This window comes from Streptacidiphilus sp. PAMC 29251 (genome assembly GCF_054208735.2).
This window is the reverse complement of the sequence record NZ_CM135725.2, coordinates 488,797-507,930: the sequence shown is the minus strand read 5'-3', so window position 1 is coordinate 507,930 and position 19,134 is coordinate 488,797. Positions and strand designations below refer to the sequence as shown.

Sequence of the window (19,134 nt, the reverse complement as noted above, 5' to 3'; positions counted from 1 at the left end):
TCCTTCGGGCGCTGCCCGGAGTCGACCTGGTCGCGCCGCACCCAGTTGCGCAGGATCTCGGACGAGCCGATACGCCATGACTCGAATCCCTACACGAAATCGTGTCCCCACCGAACCTGGGAAGGTTCACTTCAGTGACCATGTCTGGTTGCTCGCCCCGTTGCAGGTCCACACGTCGATGCCGCCGCCGTTGCCGGTGGCCTGGCCGGCCACGTCGAGGCAGAGGCCCGACTGCGCTCCGACGACGGTGCCGTCGGAGTTGGCCTTCCACTTCTGGTTGGCGCCGCCGTTGCAGGTCCACATGTCCACCGCGGCGCCCGGTGTCGTGGACTGGTTGCTGACATCCAGGCACAGGCCTGACTGCACGCTCTCGATGCTGCCGTCGCTGCTCAGGCTCCACTGCTGGTTCGCGCCGCTGTTGCAGTCCCAGATGTCGGTGCTGGTACCGGGGTGCACGTCCTGGTTGGTCACGTCGAGGCAGCGCCCGGACTGCGCTCCGAGGATCGACACGGCGTGCTGCGACCACGTCCCGGACGCCGCGTCGAGCGTCCACGGGCTGTACCAGGACATCGACACCGAGGTGCCGTTGATCGTCAGCGGCAGCCAGATCATCTGCGAGGCGCCGAGGTTCGAGGTCTGCCAGCGGTCGCCGGCGTAGACGTACGTCGTGCCGGCCGTTCCCTGGACGGGGACGATGTTGGCAGTCTGACTGTCGTAGGTGTCGGTACTGTCGTGGGCGAAGTCCTGGAAGGCCGACCACGGGCCCGCCGGTGAGGTCGCCGTCGCGTAGACGTTGTCGTTCGTGCTCCACCCGCTCAGGTGTGACCCGAACAGGTAGTAGGTGCTCCCGACCTTCGTCATCGCGGGCGCCTCGTAGTCCGGAAGGACGGCCACGGAGCTCACGACCGACAGGTAGTCCGCAGACAGTCTGTCGATGCGCAGACCGTTCGCGCGGTCCTCGCTCAGCAGGTACGCGGTGCCGTCCGTGTCCTGGAACAGGCCCATGTCGCGGCTCTGGAAGCCGAGCGGCTGGAAGCTGCCCAGGTAGGTGTACGGGCCGCACGGTGTCGCACTGGTGGCCACGCCGACCTTGGCCTCGCCGTACGACGAGCTGTCGATGTGCATGTACATCACGTACTTCTTCGTCGAGGCGTTGTAGATGACCTTCGGCCGCTCGACCACGCGATTGGGTCCCAGGTCGCCGCTCGTCTGCCGGGAGAGCGCACGGCCGCGGTACGTCCAGGTCGACAGGTTCGTGCTGCTGTAGCACGGGATGTCCTGGAACGCGGCGTCGTTCGCGTTCTCGCCGGTCTTGTCCTCACCGAAGCCGTACCAGGTAGAACCGGCCTTGATGATGCCCAGGCCGTGCATCTGCAGCACGTTGCCGCTGGTGTCGGTCCAGGCCTGACCGGGATTGAACTGCCCGGCGGCAGCGCCGGCCGAAGCAGCGGCGGACGAGGAGCCGGAGGCGAGCGTCCACTGCTGGTTGGCGCCGCCGTCGCAGGTCCACTCGTCGACCGGCGCGCCGTCGGAGGTGCTCTGGCCGGCGACGTCCAGGCACAGCCCGGAGGCGGTGTTGGTGACGCTGCCGTCGGGGTGCTGGACCCACTTCTGGGCGGGCGAGGACGAGCAGGCGGCGACGCCGACGGCGGTGCCGGGCGCGGTCCCGCTCCCGGCTTCGACGCACTGGCTGCCACTGGCGTCGGCCACGATCTGGCCGGCGGCCTTGAGCTTGAATTCCTGTGCCTTGGCCCCGGTGCAGGTGGACACCGCGACCTGGGTACCGGCCGCGGCCGTGGAGGCGGGGACGGTCAGGCAGCGGCTGGACTGGCTGCCGACCAGCTCCTGGGGGCGTAGCCGGCGCTGCCGGGCTTCTTCGGGGAGGAGAGCTCGTAGGTGGTGATGCTCTGGGCGGGCAGGGACGCGGTGATCGTGGACCCTGCGATGCTCGGCGCTGCGACGCTCGCCATGTTCTCCGTCGCGCTGGTCCGGTACGCGCCACTGGGCGTCAGCGACTGGGTGCCGGTGTCGAGGCTGAGCGGGGTGGCGCTGAGGTTGGTGTTCGCCGCGACGACGACCCAGTGGTCCTTCTGCCAGAACGCGAGCGTCTGCACGCCTGACGGCGTTCCGGCCACGGAGTAGCGCACCGCGCCGGGCCTGACGTACTTGCTGTACTGGCCCAAAGCATAGAAGCGCTTGGAGACGTACAGCGACTGGTTGCCGTCGGTGGCGGAGTTCGGGTCGTAGTAGATCAGGCCGTCGTTCCAGCCGTTGGAGTTCACCGAGGTGGCGCACGAGCCCTGCGCGGGGTCGCAGCCCATGGCGGAGGACAGGGCGGTCCACCACTGGAACGCGCTGTCGTTGCCGTACGCGAGGTCGCTGTACAGGGAGTTGGCCATGGTCATCGCGCCGGCGACGGTCGGGTCGTACTGCGAGCCGTACCCGCCGCCGCTGACCTGGCAGCAGATCTCGGTGGCCCAGGTCGGCCTGCCCGCCGTGGTGCCGAGCGCCGCGGTCTGTTCGAGCTGCGCATTGGACGGGAAGTCATAGGTGTGGTGCGCGATTGCGCTGACGTACGAGGGCGCCGTCGGGTCGGCCAGCCACGTCGGCGCTTCGGACAGCAGTTGAGTGGTCAGGCTGGACTCGTCGGCGATGACCTTGGTGTCCGACAGGCCCGCCTTCCTGAGCGCGGCCCCGACCGCGTCGATGACACCGGCGCGGTCGGCGGGGGCGACGGTCATCCCCTCCTGGCCGCAGGAGCTGAAGGAGTTGTCCGGCTCGTTCATCGGGCTGATCTGGTTGAAGCCGGCGCCCTGGGCTTTGAAGTGCTTGTCGACGGCGGCCAGGTACGCGGCGTACGCGGCGTCCTGGCTCGTGGAGATCGAACCGCCGCAGCTCTGGCCGTTGGTGGTGAACTGCGGTGGGGCGCTGTTGACGAAGCCGATGAGATCCGGGACGCCGTCCGCAGCCGCGAACTTGAGGAAGGCCTGCCCGCCCGGGTCCTTGGTCCAGTCGTAGGTCCCGCTGGAGGTCAGGAAGGCCTGGGGGGCACGCGCCGGGGTGGTGACGCCGTCACCGCCGCCGCCGATGTTGTAGCGGTACTGGCTCAACTGGATGCCTGAGCTGGTGAACAGCAGGTCCGCGACCTTCTTCTGCACGCTCGGGGCGAAGGCTGCCAGGTCGTTGGTCCACCAGGCGCCCGAGGCGCCGAAGCCGCTGATCTTCTGCGCGGCGCCGGTGATCCGAGCGGGAACAGCCGCGGTGGCCGGGGTCGCGGCGGCCGGAGGTCCCGCGGCGGCAGGACTCGCGGTGGCTGCGGCGGCGGGCGGGCTCACGGCGACTCCAAGCCCGGCTGCGAGCAGCACACCGGCCAGCGGCACAGCGACTGCGGTCGGAATCCGGGCCCACCGTGACATGGCCAACTGTCTCGGCATGTCGACACCTCCATGAAATCTGTGATCGGGAATGAGCGGCGCATGTGAATCCGGACCGGGGCGCCACCTGCGGCGGCTACGCCTCGCCGAGGATGGTTACGCAACCTCGACCTGGCGAGCAGGGCCCACTGTCCGGTCCCTGCAGAGAAGAAAGGTCAGGGGGTTGGCCGCGCGGCTCTCGACAGGCCTACAGACGGAGAGACCCACACGATCAACCGAAACCACCCATGACCAAACGTGCGACCTCAGAGAACTGCGCTTCTCAGCGGGCGTCAAGAGTTTGCGCAAACATCCCTGGTCCCAGAAATGTTCCGGAAGAAACCCTTGACGAGAGCAGTACCTCGGGCTTGACAATGACCGACCTCGGCATGTCTGACAGTGTTTGCTTTTGAGTGGTCATGTGTAGATGCTCAGGCCGACTGACGCCTCCGCTCACGCCTCGGAGCGGGGTGCGGCTGTGCTCTGACGCAGCACCAGGCGGGTCTCGACCAGGGAGGTTCCCTGCTCGGGGGCCTCGTTGCGGAGCTGCCGCAGCACCCCGGCCACGCACCGCCGCCCGACCTCGGCGAAGTCCTGGTGCACGGTGGTCAGCGGCGGGTAGTACGAGCCGGCTTCGGCGATGTCGTCGAAGCCGACCACGCTGACGTCCTCCGGGACTCGCCGTCCGCTCTCGTTGAGGGCGCGCAGGAGGCCCAGTGCCATCTGGTCGTTGGCGACGAAGACCGCGGTGCAGTGCGGGTCGGCCGCGAGCTGCCGTCCGGCCCGGTAGCCGGATTCGGCGGACCAGTCTCCCCGGACCGGGTCGGGAATCCGGCGGCCGGCCGCCAGGAGCGTCTCGCGCCATGCACCCATGCGCCGCTGCGCGGCGAAGGAGCTCTGCGGTCCGGCCAGGTGCCACACCGTGCGGTGGCCGAGGTCCAGCAGGTGCTGGACGGCCAGGCCGGCCCCGCCGACCTGGTCGGTGTCGACCACGCTGTACCGGTCGCCCGCGTCCGAGTCGGCCACCACCACCTTGACGTGCGGCGGAAGCGAGACGGTGGCGGCGTCCAGCAGGTGCACCTCCATGATCACGATGATCCCGTCCACGGCCAGTTCGCCGAGGCGGGTGAACGCGCCGCGGACACCGGTACGGGTGGGGACCGCGACCGGCAGCAGCGTGATCGCGTAGCCCTCCTCGGCGGCGGAGGTGGCGATGGCCTCCAGGGTCCGGACGTTGCCCGTGGTCGAGAGGGTGAACAGGATGACGCCGATGGTCCGGAACTCCCCGTGCTTCAGCGCCCGCGCCGCGCTGTTGGGGCGGTAGCCGAGCTCCTTCATCGCTGCCAGGACCCGTTCCCTGGTTTCCTCGATCACGGTGTCGTGTCCGTTGGACACGCGGGAGACGGTCTGCGGGGACACCCCGGCCACCCGTGCGACGTCCGCCATGGAGGCACTCCGGCGGGGCCGGGCCGGCCGGGACCGGGCAGCCTGAACCGGCTCCTGGGCGGATGCCTGCGCGTCCTGTGCTTCCCTCACTCGTCTTCCCTCTGCTCTGTCGTCGGCGCGTGTCACCTTGACGCTCTCGGACGTCGATGTAGATCGTCAGGTTACTCAGCGGTTGCGCAAACATCCAGGGCGTCCCTCTTGCCAGAGGCGCAATGGTTGCGCAATCATCGGCCATCCGCCGTTGACGGTCCGGAGCCGCACACGAAATCTGAGGGATGGTCATGACGGTCGTTTCACCGCTGGCGCAGGCAGGAGGCAGGCCTTCCCCGCGCTCCCCGCGTCGAGGCCGGGGTCGGCGGGGCCGGGCCGGTTGGGGGTTCATCAGTCCGTTCCTGGCGGTCTTCGCCCTGGTCTTCCTGGCGCCCATCGCCTACTCGATCTACCTGAGCCTGTTCCAGAACCGGCTGATCGGCGGCAACTCCTTCGTCGGCTTCGCCAACTACCGCCAGGCGTTCGGGGACCACGAGTTCTGGTCCGCGCTGGGCCGGGTGACCGGCTTCCTGGCGGTCCAAGTCCCGATCATGCTGGGCATCGCCCTGCTGGTCGCCCTGGCCCTGGACAGCGGGCGGCTCTACGGCCGGAGCTTCTTCCGGGTGTCGATCTTCCTTCCCTACGCGGTCCCGGCCGTGGTGGCCAGCCTCATGTGGGGCTTCATGTACGGCACCCGTTTCGGCCTGGTCGGCAGCGTCAACAGCGCACTGGGCACCCACCTGCCCGACCCGCTCTCCCCGGGATGGGTGCTGGCCAGTATCGGCAACATCGTGACCTGGGAGTTCGTCGGCTACAACATGCTCATCTTCTACTCGGCACTACGGGTGGTCCCGCAGGCGCTGTACGAGGCCGCGGAGATCGACGGCGCGGGGCAGTTCCGCATCGTCCGGGCGATCAAACTGCCGGCCATCCGCGGCGCCCTGGTCATCGCGACCATCTTCTCGATCATCGGCAGCTTCCAGCTCTTCAACGAGCCCAGCATCCTCAAGAGCCTGGCGCCGAACGCCATCACCACGTACTTCACGCCCAACCTCTACACCTACTCGCTCTCCTTCTCCGGCCAGCAGCAGAACTACTCCGCCACCATCGCGATCGTCATGGGCGTCATCACCATGATCGTCGCCTACGCCGTCCAGCTGCGCGGCATGCGAAAGGAGGTCTGACCCCATGGCCGCCTCCGGAGCCACCACCTCCCCGGCACCCGAACGGGTCCGCCCCGTGCTCCGCCCCCAGCGTGCCCCCGGTCGCCGTCGCCGCCACCACACCGTGCACCGGCCCCGCCGCAACCTGCTGCTCACCGGGCTGACCGCCCTGGTCCTGGTCTACACTCTGCTGCCGCTGGCGTGGCTGGTCATCAACTCCACCAAGACGCAGCAGAGCCTGCTCGGCTCCTTCGGCCTCTGGTTCAGCGGGCACTTCGCGCTCTGGGACAACGTCAGGGACACGGTCACCTACAACGACCACATCTTCGTCCGCTGGCTGCTGAACACCCTGCTCTACGTCGTGGTCGGCGCGGGCGGCGCCACCTGCCTCGCCGTCATCGGCGGATACGGCCTGGCGAAGTACGACTTCCGCGGCAAGCGGGCGGTGTTCGCCCTGGTCATCGGTGCGGTCGCGGTCCCGGGCACCGCCCTGGCCGTCCCCACCTTCCTGATGTTCAGCAAGATGGGCCTGACCAACACCCCCTGGGCGGTGATCATCCCGTCCCTGGTCTCCCCCTTCGGGCTCTACCTGATGTGGGTGTTCGCCGCCGAGGCGATCCCCACCGAGCTGCTGGAAGCCGCCCGCGTGGACGGCTCGGGGGAACTGCGGACCTTCTTCCGGATCAGCCTGCCGCTGCTGGCCCCCGGCATCATCACGGTGCTGCTGTTCACCGTGGTCGCGACCTGGAACAACTACTTCCTGCCGCTGATCATGATCAAGGACCCGAACTGGTACCCGCTGACCCTCGGCCTCAACTCCTGGAACGAACAGGCCTCCACCGTGGGCGGCCAGCCCGTCTTCAACCTGGTGATCACCGGCTCGCTGCTCACCATCGTCCCGCTGATCGCGGCCTTCCTGCTGCTCCAGCGCTTCTGGCAGTCCGGCCTTGCCGCAGGCAGCGTCAAGGAGTGACGGCGCACCCCCGCTGACGAGCCCTCACCTTTCTCCCGGCTCCATCCCCAGGCCAGGCGCATCCCGGCCGACGGGGCTGTTTCACCCTGCCCGTCCTCAACCACAACGATGTGAAACGAGATGAACGTCATGAGAGTTCAGAACGCACTGCAAGGCGTCGGGCTGCTCTGCGCGGCCGCCCTGACCCTGACCGCATGCGGTTCCTCCGGCAGCGGGGCCAGTACGGCCGGCAATGCCTCCTCGGCCGGCTCCGCCTCCGCGGTGCAGGCAGCCCTCGCCAAGGGCGGCACCATCACGGTGTGGGCCTGGGAGCCTACGCTCAAGCAGGTCGTCACCGACTTCGAGGCCAAGTACCCCAAGGTCACCGTCAAGCTGGTGAACGCGGGCACGGGCAACGACCAGTACACGGCGCTGCAGAACGCGGTCCAGGCCGGGAACGGCGTCCCCGACGTCGCCCAGGTCGAGTACTACGCGCTGGGTCAGTTCGCCCTCGGCAAGTCCCTCGCCGACCTGACCAGGTACGGTGCCGCGAGCCTGGCCAAGGACTACTCGCCCGGCCCCTGGAGCTCGGTCGACATCAACGGCGGCGTCTACGGGCTGCCGATGGACTCCGGCCCGATGGCGCTGTTCTACAACAAGAAGGTCTTCGACCAGTACCACCTCACGGTGCCCACCACCTGGACCGAGTACGTGGCCGACGCCGCCAAGCTGCACAAGGCGAACCCGAAGGCCTACATCACCAGCGACACCGGTGACGCCGGCATGACCACCAGCCTCATCTGGCAGGCCGGCGGCCACCCGTACCACGTGGACGGCACCAAGGTGTCGGTCGACTTCAGCGACGCGGGCAGCCGGCAGTTCGCCGGCACCTGGCAGCAACTGATCTCCCAGAAGCTCCTCTCGCCCGTCCCCGGCTGGAGCGACCAGTGGTACAAGGGCCTGGGCGACGGCACCATCGCCACCCTGGTCACCGGTGCCTGGATGCCCGCCAACTTCGTCTCCGGTGTGGCCTCGGCCTCCGGTGACTGGCGGGTCGCGCCGCTGCCGCAGTGGCAGGCGGGCGGCACGGCCAGCGCCGAGAACGGCGGCAGTTCGCTGGCCGTCATGAAGGCCGGCTCGCACCAGGACCTCGCCTACGCCTTCCTCCAGTTCGCCGACAACGGCGCGGGCGTGCAGGACCGGATCAAGGGCGGGGCCTTCCCGGCCACGACGGCGGACCTGAACTCCCAGACGTTCCTGGACACCGCCTTCCCCTACTTCGGCGGCCAGCAGGCGAACAAGATCTTCTCCCAGTCCGCCAAGGACGTGGTGAGTGGATGGCAGTACCTGCCCTACCAGGTCTACGCCAACTCGGTCTTCGGCGACACCGTCGGCAAGGCCTACGTCTCGTCCACCCCGCTGGCCAGTGGTCTCACCGCATGGCAGGACGCCTCCGACAAGTACGCCGCCCAGCAGGGCTTCACCACCGGCCAGTGAGTCCGGCCGGCCCATGAAGCCCGTCCGTCGGCAGCGGCGGCGGGGCACGGCCACCCGGCCGGTGCCTGCCGCCGCTGCCTCCGGACGTCTCACCCCCAGCGCTCGCGCAGCATCCGAAAGGATCACGATGACCCCGACCTCTCCCCCCACCCGCCGCTGGCTGCGCTGGCCGGACGGCGGCCGGGAGCCGCGGTTCGCCTACGGCGCCGACTACAACCCGGAGCAGTGGCCCCGCGAGGTGTGGAAGGAGGACATCCGGCTGATGCGGGAGGCCGGGGTCAACATCGTCTCCCTGGCGGTCTTCTCCTGGGCCCGCCTCCAACCGACCGCGGAGAGCTGGGACTTCGACTGGCTGGACGAGGTACTCGACCTGCTGCACGCCAACGGCATCGCCGTGGACCTGGCGACCGCCACCGCCTCCCCGCCCCCCTGGCTGACGACCCTTCACCCGGAGATCCTCCCGGAGACCCGCACCGGCGAGACCCTCTTCCCCGGTGGCCGCCAGCACTGGCGGCCCACCTCCCCGGTCTTCCGCAAGCGTGCCCTGCGCCTGGTGGAGGCCATGGCGACCCGCTACGCCGACCACCCCGCGCTGACCGCCTGGCACATCTCCAACGAGCTGGGCTGCCACAACGTCCACGACTACTCCGACGACGCAGCCCGAGCGTTCCGCGACTGGCTCCGGGCCCGCTACCGGAGCCTGGACGCCCTCAACCACGCCTGGGCCACCACCTTCTGGTCCCAGTACTACAGCGGCTGGGACCAGATCCTGCCGCCGAGGCTGGCGGCCACCCACCCCAACCCGACCCAGCAGCTGGACTTCCGGCGCTTCTCCTCGGACGCCCTCAAGGACTACCTGTGCGCCGAACGGGACGTGCTGCGCCGGATCACCCCGGACGTCCCGGTGACCACCAACTTCATGGTCATGGGCGAGACCAGGGGGATGAACTACCCGGACTGGGCCGAGGAGGTCGACTTCGTCTCCAACGACCACTACGCCCACCCCGGACCGCAGCGCCTGGACGAGCTGTCCTTCTCCGCCAACCTGACCGGCGCCATCGCCGGGGGCCTGCCCTGGTACCTGATGGAGCACTCCACCGGCGCGGTGAACTGGCAGACCGTCAACCAGGCCAAGCGCGAAGGGGAACTGGCCCGTGACTCGCTGCTGCACGTGGCCCACGGGGCGGATGCCGTGGCCTTCTTCCAGTGGCGCCAGTCCGTGGCCGGGGCCGAGAAGTACCACTCCGCGATGGTCCCGCACGCCGGTGCCGACAGCGACGTCTTCCGCGCGTCCGCCGCGCTGGGCCGGACCCTGGCCGAGCTGGCCCCGGCGGCGGGATCGGTGCGCGAACCCGCCCGCGCGGCGATCCTGTTCGACTGGGAGTCCTGGTGGGCCTCGGAGCTGGACTCGCACCCCTCCTCCCTGCTGCGCTACCGCCAGGAGGCCCTGGACTGGTACAGCGCCTTTCTCGCCCTCGGCGTACGGGCGGACGTCGTCACCACCCGGGCGGACCTGGCCGGATACGACCTGGTCGTCGCGCCGGTCCTGCACGTCGTCCCGCAGCTGCTCGCCGACCGGCTGAGCGGCTTCGTCGCCGCCGGCGGGCACCTGGTGACCACCTACTTCTCCGGGACCGTCGACGAGAACGACCACGTCTGGCTCGGCGGCTACCCGGGCGCCCTGCGCGGCTTGCTCGGCATCCGGGTGGAGGAGTTCGCCCCGCTGCTGGACGGCGAGCAGGTGGAGCTGGACGACGGGAGCTGCGGCACCCTCTGGACCGAGCGCGTCCAGCTCACCGACCCCGCCGTACGGGTGCTCGCCCGCTACGCGACCGGAGATCAGGCCGGGCACCCCGCCGTCACCCGGCTGCCGGGCCGACGGGGCGGCTCCGCCGCCTACGTCTCCACCCGGCTGGGGCCCGAGGCGCTGGCACCGCTTCTGGAACGCCTGCTGGAGGGCGCAGGGGTGGCCTCCGAGCTCCCGCAGGACCTGGGCGGCCGGGTCGAACTGACGGTCCGACGGTCCGCGGAGTCCGTCTTCTGGTTCCTGGTCAACCGCACCGACGACCCGGTCGATCTGACCGGGATCGACGGCGAGGTACTGGCATGCACCCGGCCGCCTCTGGCCGGTGCTTCGGGTGGACGGGTCCTGCCCGCCCGAGGGGTGTTGGTCCTGCGCCGCACGGCCCCGTCACCCGTGGGGCTGACCGGGTTCACCTCATCTCGTCGACGCCGGAGTCGGCGGCGCGCCGGTGACCGGGCGTCACGTCAGGCAGTGGCGACCTGCCTGGCCCGGACCGCACCGAAGGTGGTGACGCGATCACCGACCTCGATCAGCGGGCGGCGCTGCGGACGCGCTCTGGTCGGGTCGGCGGTGCCGATGTCCAGCGAGCCCAGCAGCCGCTCGGACCCGGAGAGCCCGAGCAGCTCAGCCGCCGCGACACTCCGGGTGAGCCGGCCGGTGCGCCAGATGCTGCCGTATCCGCGCGCGTGCAGCAGCAGCATCAGCGAGTGCGCCATGCAGGTGGCCGCCACCAGTTGCTCCCACTCGGGGATCCGGTGGCCCTCGTGCGGGGCGAACACGAGCGCCGCCACCAGCGGGGCACGCCGCAGTCGGGCCCGCACCTGGTCGGCGGGCAGCGCGTCCTCCTCGGCGGCCAGGCAGCCGCCGAGGTGCTCGCGGTCATCGTCCCGCAGCAGGATCCAGCGCCAGGGGCGGAGGCTGCCGTGGTCGGGTGCGGCGGTGGCGCCCTGCAGCAGATAGGTGAACTCGGCGTCGCCCGGTGCCGGAGCCGCGAGGACGTGCTCGCTGCGACGCGTGAGGATGGCCGTCATGACATCCATGTGAGTAACTCCCGAGGGATCGAGGTGCGAGGGCGGCGAGGTCGTGCTCACGACGAAGCGGGCCGGCTGTGCCGAGCCGACGCAGCAGTGGCGCGGTCATGCTGGTGGTGACCAGGGCCATCAGCACCATGATGGTGAAAGCGGTGCGGTTGATCACACCGATCTGCAGCCCGGTGCTGAGCACCACGATCTCGGTGACCCCGCGGGCGTTGAGCAGCACTCCGAGGCCGAGCGAGTCCCGCCAGGGCATCCCACCGGCCCGCGCGCAGAGCGCGGCACTGCCGAGCTTGGTGCCGACCGCCAGCAGCAGGATCAGACCCGCCGTGAGCAGATAGGACGGCCTGGACAAAACGCCGGAGAGGTCGAGCGCCAGCCCTGTGGAGGCGAAGAACACCGGGAGCAGCAGCGCCTGGTTCAGCTGACTCAGCCGCTCCGGAACGTTGCCGAGGAACGCGGACCCCCGGGGCAGGATCAGCCCGGCCACGAACGCACCGAAGATGGTGTTGACGCCGATCCGGTCGGTGAGTGCGGCCAGGCCGAACACCAGGAGCAGCACCGGGACGAGCCGGGCCGCCGTCGAGGCCCGGCGCTCGGCGAGCTGGTCCGACGCCCGCTGCAGCAGCGGCTTGACCACGAGCAGGAGCAGCGCGGCGACGACGGCGATGATCGGCAGCCGCCACAGTGCGCCCATCGCGCTGCCCGCAGTCATCACACTCATCACTGCCGCCAGCGCGCACCATGCCATCACGTCGTTGACGCAGGCGCAGATCATGGCCAGGTTGCCGAGCCGGGTGCCGGTCAGCCGAAGATCCTGGATGATCCGGGCCAGCACCGGGAAGGCGGTGATGCTGATCGCCGTGCCCATGAAGATCACGAAGGTGGTCCGGCTCGCACCGGTCCCGGCCAGTTGGGAGTAGAGCGCCGGCAACGACCACGACCGCGACCACGAAGGGCACGATCATCGTCGCCTGGCTGAGCATGCTGATCGCGGCCCGCTGCCGCCTCAGGATCCTCGGGTCGAACTCGACGCCGACCCCGAACATGAAGAGCATCACGCCGATCTGGGCCAGTGAGGAGAGGTCGGCCCGAATGCCGAGCGGAAAAAGCGCTCGGCTCACCGAGGGCAGGAACCGGCCCAGCAGGGACGGGCCGAGCAGGATGCCGGTGGCGATCTCGCCCACCACCGACGCTGGCCGGCCCGCCGGGCCAGCCGACCGCCGAGGTGTGCCAGGCCACCGATCGCCGCGACCGCGGCGAACAGCCGGAACACCGGCGGCAACGTGGGCGCTGCTGCCAGACGGGTCCCGGCGGCCGCCGCGCCGGACGGTCCGAGGTGGCCGAAGAAGAGGACGGACGCGGTCAGCGCCGCGGCGGCGAGTGCGGTGATGCCCGCCGAGACCACCATCATGCGGACCGGAGTGCGGATCAGAAGTCGGGGAACGGAGATGTCGGACAGGGCCATGGGAGCTGCCTCTCTCGGATCAGGACAGGTCGGCCCAGGCTGACGCGGCCTCACCCCGCCTCACAGGAGGGGCGAATGTCAGCTGAGCTGGGATTGACGATGCCTGAGCGGTCCGGAAGGCCGGAGAAGTCGCTGCCCGGGGACGGATTGTGTGCGGCACGTCCCGGGACTCGCACCCGCTGCGCCGATTCAGGGCGGCAGTGCAGGGGTGCGGCGCTCGACATGCTAGGGGCAAGCACCGAGCCGATTCAAGTACCCCCCTCAGTGCCTTTTGGTCTCCTGGTCCAGCAGTCCGTGCGTGGCGATGAGGTAGCCCAACTGGGTGGGGCTCGCGCTCTCGAGTTCCTCCGAGAGCTTGCCGACCAGGCTGGTGACGGTCCGTGCGCTCATGCCCAGCTCCCGCGCGATCTTTGTCTGGGTGTGGCCCTGCACCAGCATCCGCATGATCGCTTTCTGGATCTCCGTGGCGACGATGCGTGGCTTGGCCGCCCCCGCGGTCGGTGTGTCGAAGGAATGGGCCCGGTTCCAGATGTTGTTGAAGACCCCTTCGAAGAACCGGACGATGGCCGGATGGCTCACCTCCAGCGCCTCCTGGCCGCGCTGCGGACCGGTGGGGATGTAGGCGATCGTGCTGTCGCAGATGATCAGACGGTCGATGACCTCGTCGACGGTGCGCACCTGGGCGCCGGCCTCGGAGATGCTGCGGATGTAGTCGAGGGTCGGTTCGTGGCTGCGAACCGTGTGCTGGTAGATGATCCGTTGCCGCACCCCCCGTCGAAGCGCGATCAGTTCCTTCTTGAGGGCCCGGTCCAGTAGTTCGGGCGGACGCCTGCCGCCCGGCTGGATGGTGAGCAACTCGTTCTCGCAGCTGTCCACGGCCGACTGCAGGATCGAGCTGATGGTTTCGCCCCCCTGGATGAGCCGGATGTCCGGGGCACGTTTCCGCTCGGCGATGGCGTGCACCCGGTCGGCGGCGGCGAAGGCCCGCTCTGCGGCGGCGACGACCTCCATATGGTCCAGGGCGGCGCGGCGCAGGGGGTTGAGTACCAGCTTCGCCGCGGTGGTCGGCAGTACCGGGATGAGCAACCCGTCGCTGGCGAGGGACAGCAGCCCGAACTGGATCAGGCACTCCGGAGCCATGCTGACCCCGATGAACCCGGTCTCGATGGCCTCCGCGTAGCGCCGAAGCCCCTCATCGCACAGCTCTCCACCCTCGGAGCCGTCCGATATGGCGCTCGTTGTACACATCTGATCCCCCTGCGTGATTCAGCAATGCGTGGACAGCACGCCTTCCATCAATACGGTCCGGCCGATTGCGGTGCCACGATTGCGGCAGGCGCAGAACACGGGTCAGGGCCCGGAAGCGCCGGTGCGGTTGCCTGAGCAACACATACGGAAGGCACCATTCTTCGAGTCCGGGGGTACGGCACATGAGCACTTCACACAGCGCACGGGCATTACCTGTCGTGGTAAAGATCGCAGGGCTCAGCATAGCGGCCCTCGCCGTCATCGTCCCGGTGAAATCAGCCGTGCATTCCAGCACACAGCAGGTACCTGTCAATCAGGTCCGCGTCGTCGCCGATTCGCAGTGGGGCGACGGCCTGCACGGCTGATCTGAAGCCGACGCGACTCAGCCCCACCGCCCGTCCCACCTGTCGCCTCCACAAGGCGCACCCACTACCCGCATGAGTCCTTCGGGAGCGCATGCCCTTCACTGTGCCGACTTATCACTTGAAAGCACGACAAGTCGGTTCATAGGTTCCATCCCTCATCCCCTTGAGCAAGGAGCACAGCACGATGACCGACACGCAGCTTGAGCAGCGCGGGCCCGCGCTTTCCCTGTTGGCCGAGTCGAGCAGCCAGTCCTTCGACTCGACCGTCGATTACCTCGAGTGGCTCTACGGCCGCCGAATCGACGACCGCGCCGACCCCTCCTCCCTGGAGTGGCTGAAACCTGCTCATTCAAGTCCGGTGCCCGCGGGCACGGGCACATCGACAACCAGATGCACGTCGAGGTACTCGGAAACACCCTGTCCGAAACGGAACTCGCCACGTTCCTGAGCGCCTACTACTGGGGCTCCAAACTTACGGGTTCAACAAGAAGGTGCTCCCGGAAACCCTGCGCGCCACCGACAACGGCTGGTATCGCGAGTACATCAAGGGAATCATACCGCGAGGAGAACACCCCGAGCAGTCACTGGGGAATCTTCAAGCGATTCATGGAGAGCCTCGAATTCGATCTCGGGGAAATGCCGCAGTCGGCGCAGGAGTTCGTCGCCAAGAACAGCGCCGGCTATCAGGCCGAGCTGGGCCACGCCATCGGCTACGCCTTGGCGGTGGAGGTCGAGTCCGACTTCCAGCTGTCGCTCATCAGCCTTCCGCTGCTGACGCGGTACCCGGAGAAGACCGCCGAGACCCTCTTCTTCGACATCCACCTCGACTCCAGCGGAGAGGAGGAGCACGCCCGGGCCACCTGCGAGACGGTCGAGAAGCTGCTCGCGGCAGGCGAGGTGGACCGCGCCGACATCGAGGCCGGCTTCACCCAGGCGATCCTCGACACCCGCGACTTCATGCTCGCGATGCTGCACGAGGTCAAGGGCTGACACCCGCGCCGTACAAGCCGGGTGTGGACGACCCGCACTGACCGGCCGGCGACGGCGGCCGGCGGCGACATACCCACCTGTCGCCGCCGGCCGTCCGATCCGGCCCGGTCGCCACCAGGTCCACTGAGTTCTGCACCAGGCCCGCGCAGTTATGCCCGTGCGAGGCCCCATCCCGTCTACGTAGGAGGTCGAATGGATCGCCAAGAGGTGGAAATCCTCGCGATCGGCGCCGGACCCGCGAGTCTGGCCCTGGCCGTAGCCATGGAGGAACTGGCCCCGGAGCTCGCCGATCGAACCCTGCTCATCGAACAGCACCAGGATGCGACCTGGCAACGCGGCATGCTCCTGCCATGGGCACAGAGCCAGGTCTCCTTTCTCAAGGACCTGGTCACCCCGAGGAATCCGACCAGTCGGTACTCCTTTCTCAACTACCAGCACGCCATCGGGAATCTCGACGAGTTCATCAACCTGGGCAGCCCGAACCCGTACCGCGTGGAAATATCCGGCTATTTGCAGTGGGTCGCCGGGTCACTGCCCCATGTGCGGGTGCAGTACGGCAAGCGCTGCTCCTCCATCGAGCCCCGGCGCACCGTGTCCGGTGAGGTCGACGGCTGGATCGTGCGGACCGGCGACGGGCTCCGAGATCTTCGCCCGTGACCTGGTCATCGGCGGCGGCCGGGACGCGCTGGTGCCCGCCGAGTTCACCGGCCTTCCGGCCGAACGGGTGATCCACAGCACCGAGTTCGCCACCCGGATCGGCAAGCTGGATCCGGACGGTGCGCACCGTGTCGCAGTGATAGGGGGCGCGCAGAGCGCCGCCGAGATGCTCTGGTCGGTCCACAAGGGCTTCCCCCGGGCCGAGTGCACGATGATCGCCCGTTCGGTCGGCCTGCCGATCTACGAGGTCAGCAAGTTCATCAACCTCCTCTACTACAACTCCTTCATCGACGAGTTCTACGACGCCCCCGCGGAGACCCGCGAGCTCATCCTCAAGGGGATGCACCGCAGCAACTACGCGGGCGTCACCACGCCGATGGTGGAGAACCTCTACCGCGAGACCTACCTGGAAAGGCTCACCGGGACCGAGCGGCTGCACATCACCTCGCTGTCCGAGGTGGTTTCCGCCCGCATGGCGGGGGACGAGGTCGTTCTCGACGTCCTCGACCGCAAGTCCGGGAAGACCACCGAACTGCGCTGCGACGTCGTGCTGCTGGGCACCGGCTACGTCCGCGAGATGCCGGCCGTGGTGACCGGTCTCGCCGCTGCCGTCGGCCTCGACAGCCTCAGTGTCGACCGCCAGTACCGGGTCGAGCTGCCGGAGGACTACACCGCGTCGGTCTACCTGCAGGGCGTCAACGAGGCCACCCACGGCATCGCCGATTCGCTGCTGAGCGTGGTCGCCTTCCGCTCTCAGGAGATCGTGCAGGACCTGCTCGCCCGGCGCACCGGCCGACTGCTGCTGGAGAGCGTCACCCGACCCACCGAAGGAGCACTGCTGTGATGGAGATCCGCAGTCTGGACCGTGCCGGACTGAAGCCCGACAACAACCTGCTGGCACAACGCCTGTTCCCCTGGGCACTGTTGAACGCCCCGTTCGAGGGCTCCTGGAACGTGGTCGCGCCCGGCGCCGCCTCCGGCGCGCACAGCCACCACGAGTACGAGATCTGGATCGCTCTCACCGGTGCGGCCGAGCTGGTCGTCGAGGGTGAGAAGGTGCCCTTCGCCGCCGGCGACGTGGTGCACTTCGAGCCGCAGACACACCACCAGGTCGTCAACACCGGCGACGAGCCGTTCCAGATGTACGCGATCTGGTGGGACGAGGACCTGGCGCAGGGGTTCGTGACGCGGCACCAGCACGCCTCATGAGCGCCGCCGAGTCCAGGACGATCATCATCTCGGCCACCCCGACCCCCAACGGCGACCTGCACGTCGGCCACCTGGCCGGCCCCTACCTGGCCGGCGACGTCTACGCCCGCTACCTCAGGGCCAACGGCCGGTCGGTCGTCTACACCACCTGCACCGACGACAGCCAGAGCTATGTGGTGACCACCGCCAAGCGCCGCGGCACCACTCCGGAGCAGCTCACCGCGAACTCGACCGCGGCGATCGCCAGGTCGCTGGAGCTGATGGGCATCTCGATGGCCGGGTTGCCGCCGATCGACGAGCGCTACCGCCGGACCGTGCTGGACTTCCTGACCCGGCTGCACCAGGCGGACCGCTTCCAGTTGAAGACCGTCACCCTCCCTTACGCCAAGCGCTCCGGCACCTTCCTGTTCGACGGCTTCGTCGGCGGGATCTGCCCGGTCTGCCTGTCCGGCTCCCGTGGCGGCGCCTGCGAGGACTGCGGCCACCCCACCAGCTACGACGACCTGCTGGAGCCTTACTCCACGATGGATCCGACCGACCCGGTGGTCCTGCGCGAGGTCGAGATCCTGGTGCTCCCGATGGAGGAGTACCGCGAGCAGCTGACGTCCTACTTCAAGGAGCGCCAGGACCGCTGGCGGCCGCACGCGATGCAGCTCATCCGCGAGCTGCTGGCCCGGCCGCTGCCGGACATCCCGGTGACCGTCCCCGGCGACTGGGGCATCCCCGCCCCGTTCCCCGAGGTCTCCGGGCAGATCGTCTACCCCTGGATCGAGGCCATGCCGGCCTCGATCCTCAGTACCGCCTGGGCAGTGGAGCAGGCGGAGGGCACCGCCCCGGCCGCTGAGCCCGACACCCACTGGCGGGCCGAGCACGGCGCGGAGCTGGTCTACTTCCACGGCTTCGACAACGTGTACCACTGGGGCCTGATGGACCTGACCTTCCTGCTGGCCCACGGCAACCGCTACATCACTCCCTACACCAGCGTCTGCAACGAGTTCTACGATCTGGACGGGGAGAAGTTCTCCACCAGCCGCGGCCACCTGATCACCGCCGCCGAGCTGATGGCCGAGGTGCCGCAGGACATCGCACGGTTCTACCTCGCGCTCACCGCACCGGAGTTCCAGCGCAGCAACTTCACCCTGGCCGAACTGCGCAGCGTCACCGCCCGCCGGCTGATCGAGCCCTGGGGCGTGCTGTCGGACGCACTGAGCCGGGCCACCCGCGGCCTGGACCGCGATGCCCTGCTGCCGACCTCCCAGGGCGGCCGCGACCGGGCGGCGGCCCTGGTCGAACGGTTCCGCCTCTGCTACGAGCTGTCCGACTGCAGCCTGGTGCGTGCTGCCGAGACCATCGGCCGCCAGCTGGAACGGCTGCGGGACAGCGCGGTGGCGGTTGCGGCGAACCGGGACCGGACCGGCCTGGCCGACCTGCTGCTGGAGGTCCGCACCCTGCTGGCCGGTGCCGCACCGATCCTGACCGAGGTCACCGACCGGGCCCGGAGCGCAGGCGTCGACCTGGCCCTCGGGGCGGGAGCACCGACGGCGATCGCACCGTTCGCGCTGCCCCGGCTGACCGTTGCCTCCGGCTGAACCCCCGACGGTCGCGCCGCGACCGACCGGCCACGACGAATCGAGACTCCCTTGACTGCCATCGCCATCGCCCCGCCGGACGTCCAGCTCCGGAGCAACCGGGCCGAGCGCCTCTTCCTGCCGGCCACCTTCGTGACGCTTCTGGGCAACAACATCCAGCTCATCGCGGCGTCGCTGCTCATCTTCAGGGCCTCGGGCACGGCGATGTCCGTGGGGTGGGTGTTCATCGTGACCGCGCTCCCGCAGATCGCCCTGTCCTCGTTCTTCGG

The 19,134-nt window shown here is 69.0% G+C and carries 16 protein-coding genes and 3 pseudogenes; 11 read left to right on the top strand and 8 right to left on the bottom strand.

Features of this window, described 5'->3' with window-relative positions; genetic code table 11:
- Positions 1-126: 126 nt before the first annotated feature.
- From ACXKR8_RS02655 to ACXKR8_RS02645, 3 genes are all read right to left on the bottom strand, one after another.
- Positions 127-1,815, bottom strand: coding sequence for a ricin-type beta-trefoil lectin domain protein (locus ACXKR8_RS02655; protein ID WP_462100750.1), 1,689 nt, complete (start codon positions 1,813-1,815; stop codon positions 127-129).
- Entirely contained in the window at positions 1,812-3,434 is a 1,623-nt protein-coding gene (locus tag ACXKR8_RS02650) for a glycoside hydrolase (RefSeq protein ID WP_462100262.1), read from the bottom strand. The genes ACXKR8_RS02655 and ACXKR8_RS02650 overlap by 4 nt, the downstream gene beginning before the upstream one ends.
- A 432-nt stretch (positions 3,435-3,866) precedes the next feature.
- Positions 3,867-4,859: a LacI family DNA-binding transcriptional regulator gene (locus ACXKR8_RS02645; protein WP_458271272.1), complete on the bottom strand. Its 993-nt coding sequence runs from the start codon at positions 4,857-4,859 to the stop codon at positions 3,867-3,869.
- 281 nt (positions 4,860-5,140) lie between these two features.
- Between ACXKR8_RS02645 and ACXKR8_RS02640 the strand changes: the two genes are divergently transcribed.
- From ACXKR8_RS02640 to ACXKR8_RS02625, 4 genes and pseudogenes are all read left to right on the top strand, one after another.
- Positions 5,141-6,073 (top strand): carbohydrate ABC transporter permease, encoded by a 933-nt coding sequence (locus tag ACXKR8_RS02640; protein WP_458271271.1) that lies wholly within the window; start codon positions 5,141-5,143, stop codon positions 6,071-6,073.
- Between the two features lie 4 nt (positions 6,074-6,077).
- Positions 6,078-7,025, top strand: coding sequence for a carbohydrate ABC transporter permease (locus ACXKR8_RS02635; protein ID WP_458271270.1), 948 nt, complete (start codon positions 6,078-6,080; stop codon positions 7,023-7,025).
- A gap of 129 nt (positions 7,026-7,154) precedes the next feature.
- Complete coding sequence (locus tag ACXKR8_RS02630) at positions 7,155-8,501, top strand: ABC transporter substrate-binding protein (RefSeq protein ID WP_458271269.1); 1,347 nt, start codon at positions 7,155-7,157, stop codon at positions 8,499-8,501.
- Between the two features lie 127 nt (positions 8,502-8,628).
- Positions 8,629-10,683 (top strand): annotated as a pseudogene (locus tag ACXKR8_RS02625) (beta-galactosidase); the annotation flags it as partial.
- An 86-nt stretch (positions 10,684-10,769) separates the two neighbouring features.
- Here the strand turns inward: ACXKR8_RS02625 and ACXKR8_RS02620 are convergent.
- From ACXKR8_RS02620 to ACXKR8_RS02600, 5 genes and pseudogenes are all read right to left on the bottom strand, one after another.
- Positions 10,770-11,336, bottom strand: a complete 567-nt coding sequence (locus ACXKR8_RS02620) for a nitroreductase family protein (RefSeq protein ID WP_458271267.1) — start codon at positions 11,334-11,336, stop codon at positions 10,770-10,772.
- Positions 11,337-11,436: 100 nt separating this feature from the next.
- Positions 11,437-12,210: pseudogene (locus ACXKR8_RS02615) on the bottom strand (cation:proton antiporter); the annotation flags it as partial.
- Between the two features lie 121 nt (positions 12,211-12,331).
- A pseudogene (locus ACXKR8_RS02610) lies at positions 12,332-12,526 on the bottom strand (cation:proton antiporter domain-containing protein); the annotation flags it as partial.
- Positions 12,460-12,807 (bottom strand): hypothetical protein, encoded by a 348-nt coding sequence (locus ACXKR8_RS02605; RefSeq protein ID WP_462100261.1) that lies wholly within the window; start codon positions 12,805-12,807, stop codon positions 12,460-12,462. The gene ACXKR8_RS02605 and the pseudogene ACXKR8_RS02610, both read right to left, overlap by 67 nt.
- A gap of 261 nt (positions 12,808-13,068) precedes the next feature.
- Positions 13,069-14,055 (bottom strand): LuxR C-terminal-related transcriptional regulator, encoded by a 987-nt coding sequence (locus ACXKR8_RS02600; protein ID WP_458271265.1) that lies wholly within the window; start codon positions 14,053-14,055, stop codon positions 13,069-13,071.
- A gap of 182 nt (positions 14,056-14,237) precedes the next feature.
- On the opposite strand from ACXKR8_RS02600, the gene ACXKR8_RS02595 reads away from it, so the two are divergent.
- The 7 genes from ACXKR8_RS02595 (at position 14,238) to ACXKR8_RS02565 (ending at position 18,865) form a co-directional block, all read left to right on the top strand.
- Positions 14,238-14,420: a hypothetical protein gene (locus ACXKR8_RS02595; protein ID WP_458271264.1), complete on the top strand. Its 183-nt coding sequence runs from the start codon at positions 14,238-14,240 to the stop codon at positions 14,418-14,420.
- A gap of 184 nt (positions 14,421-14,604) precedes the next feature.
- Entirely contained in the window at positions 14,605-14,868 is a 264-nt protein-coding gene (locus tag ACXKR8_RS02590) for a hypothetical protein (RefSeq protein ID WP_462100260.1), read from the top strand.
- A gap of 158 nt (positions 14,869-15,026) precedes the next feature.
- On the top strand, positions 15,027-15,410 hold the full coding sequence (locus ACXKR8_RS02585; RefSeq protein ID WP_462100259.1) for a hypothetical protein: 384 nt from the start codon (positions 15,027-15,029) through the stop codon (positions 15,408-15,410).
- A gap of 192 nt (positions 15,411-15,602) precedes the next feature.
- Entirely contained in the window at positions 15,603-16,067 is a 465-nt protein-coding gene (locus tag ACXKR8_RS02580; RefSeq protein WP_462100258.1) for a SidA/IucD/PvdA family monooxygenase, read from the top strand.
- Entirely contained in the window at positions 16,009-16,911 is a 903-nt protein-coding gene (locus ACXKR8_RS02575; protein ID WP_462100257.1) for a SidA/IucD/PvdA family monooxygenase, read from the top strand. Before ACXKR8_RS02580 ends, ACXKR8_RS02575 begins: the two co-directional genes overlap by 59 nt.
- Positions 16,911-17,276 carry a cupin domain-containing protein gene (locus ACXKR8_RS02570; protein ID WP_458271261.1) on the top strand — a complete coding sequence of 122 codons (366 nt, stop codon included), beginning with the start codon at positions 16,911-16,913 and terminating at the stop codon, positions 17,274-17,276. Before ACXKR8_RS02575 ends, ACXKR8_RS02570 begins: the two co-directional genes overlap by 1 nt.
- The gene (locus ACXKR8_RS02565; RefSeq protein ID WP_458271260.1) at positions 17,273-18,865 is read left to right on the top strand and encodes a class I tRNA ligase family protein; all 1,593 of its coding nucleotides are present in this window, start codon (positions 17,273-17,275) and stop codon (positions 18,863-18,865) included. The genes ACXKR8_RS02570 and ACXKR8_RS02565 overlap by 4 nt, the downstream gene beginning before the upstream one ends.
- Positions 18,866-19,134: the final 269 nt, after the last annotated feature.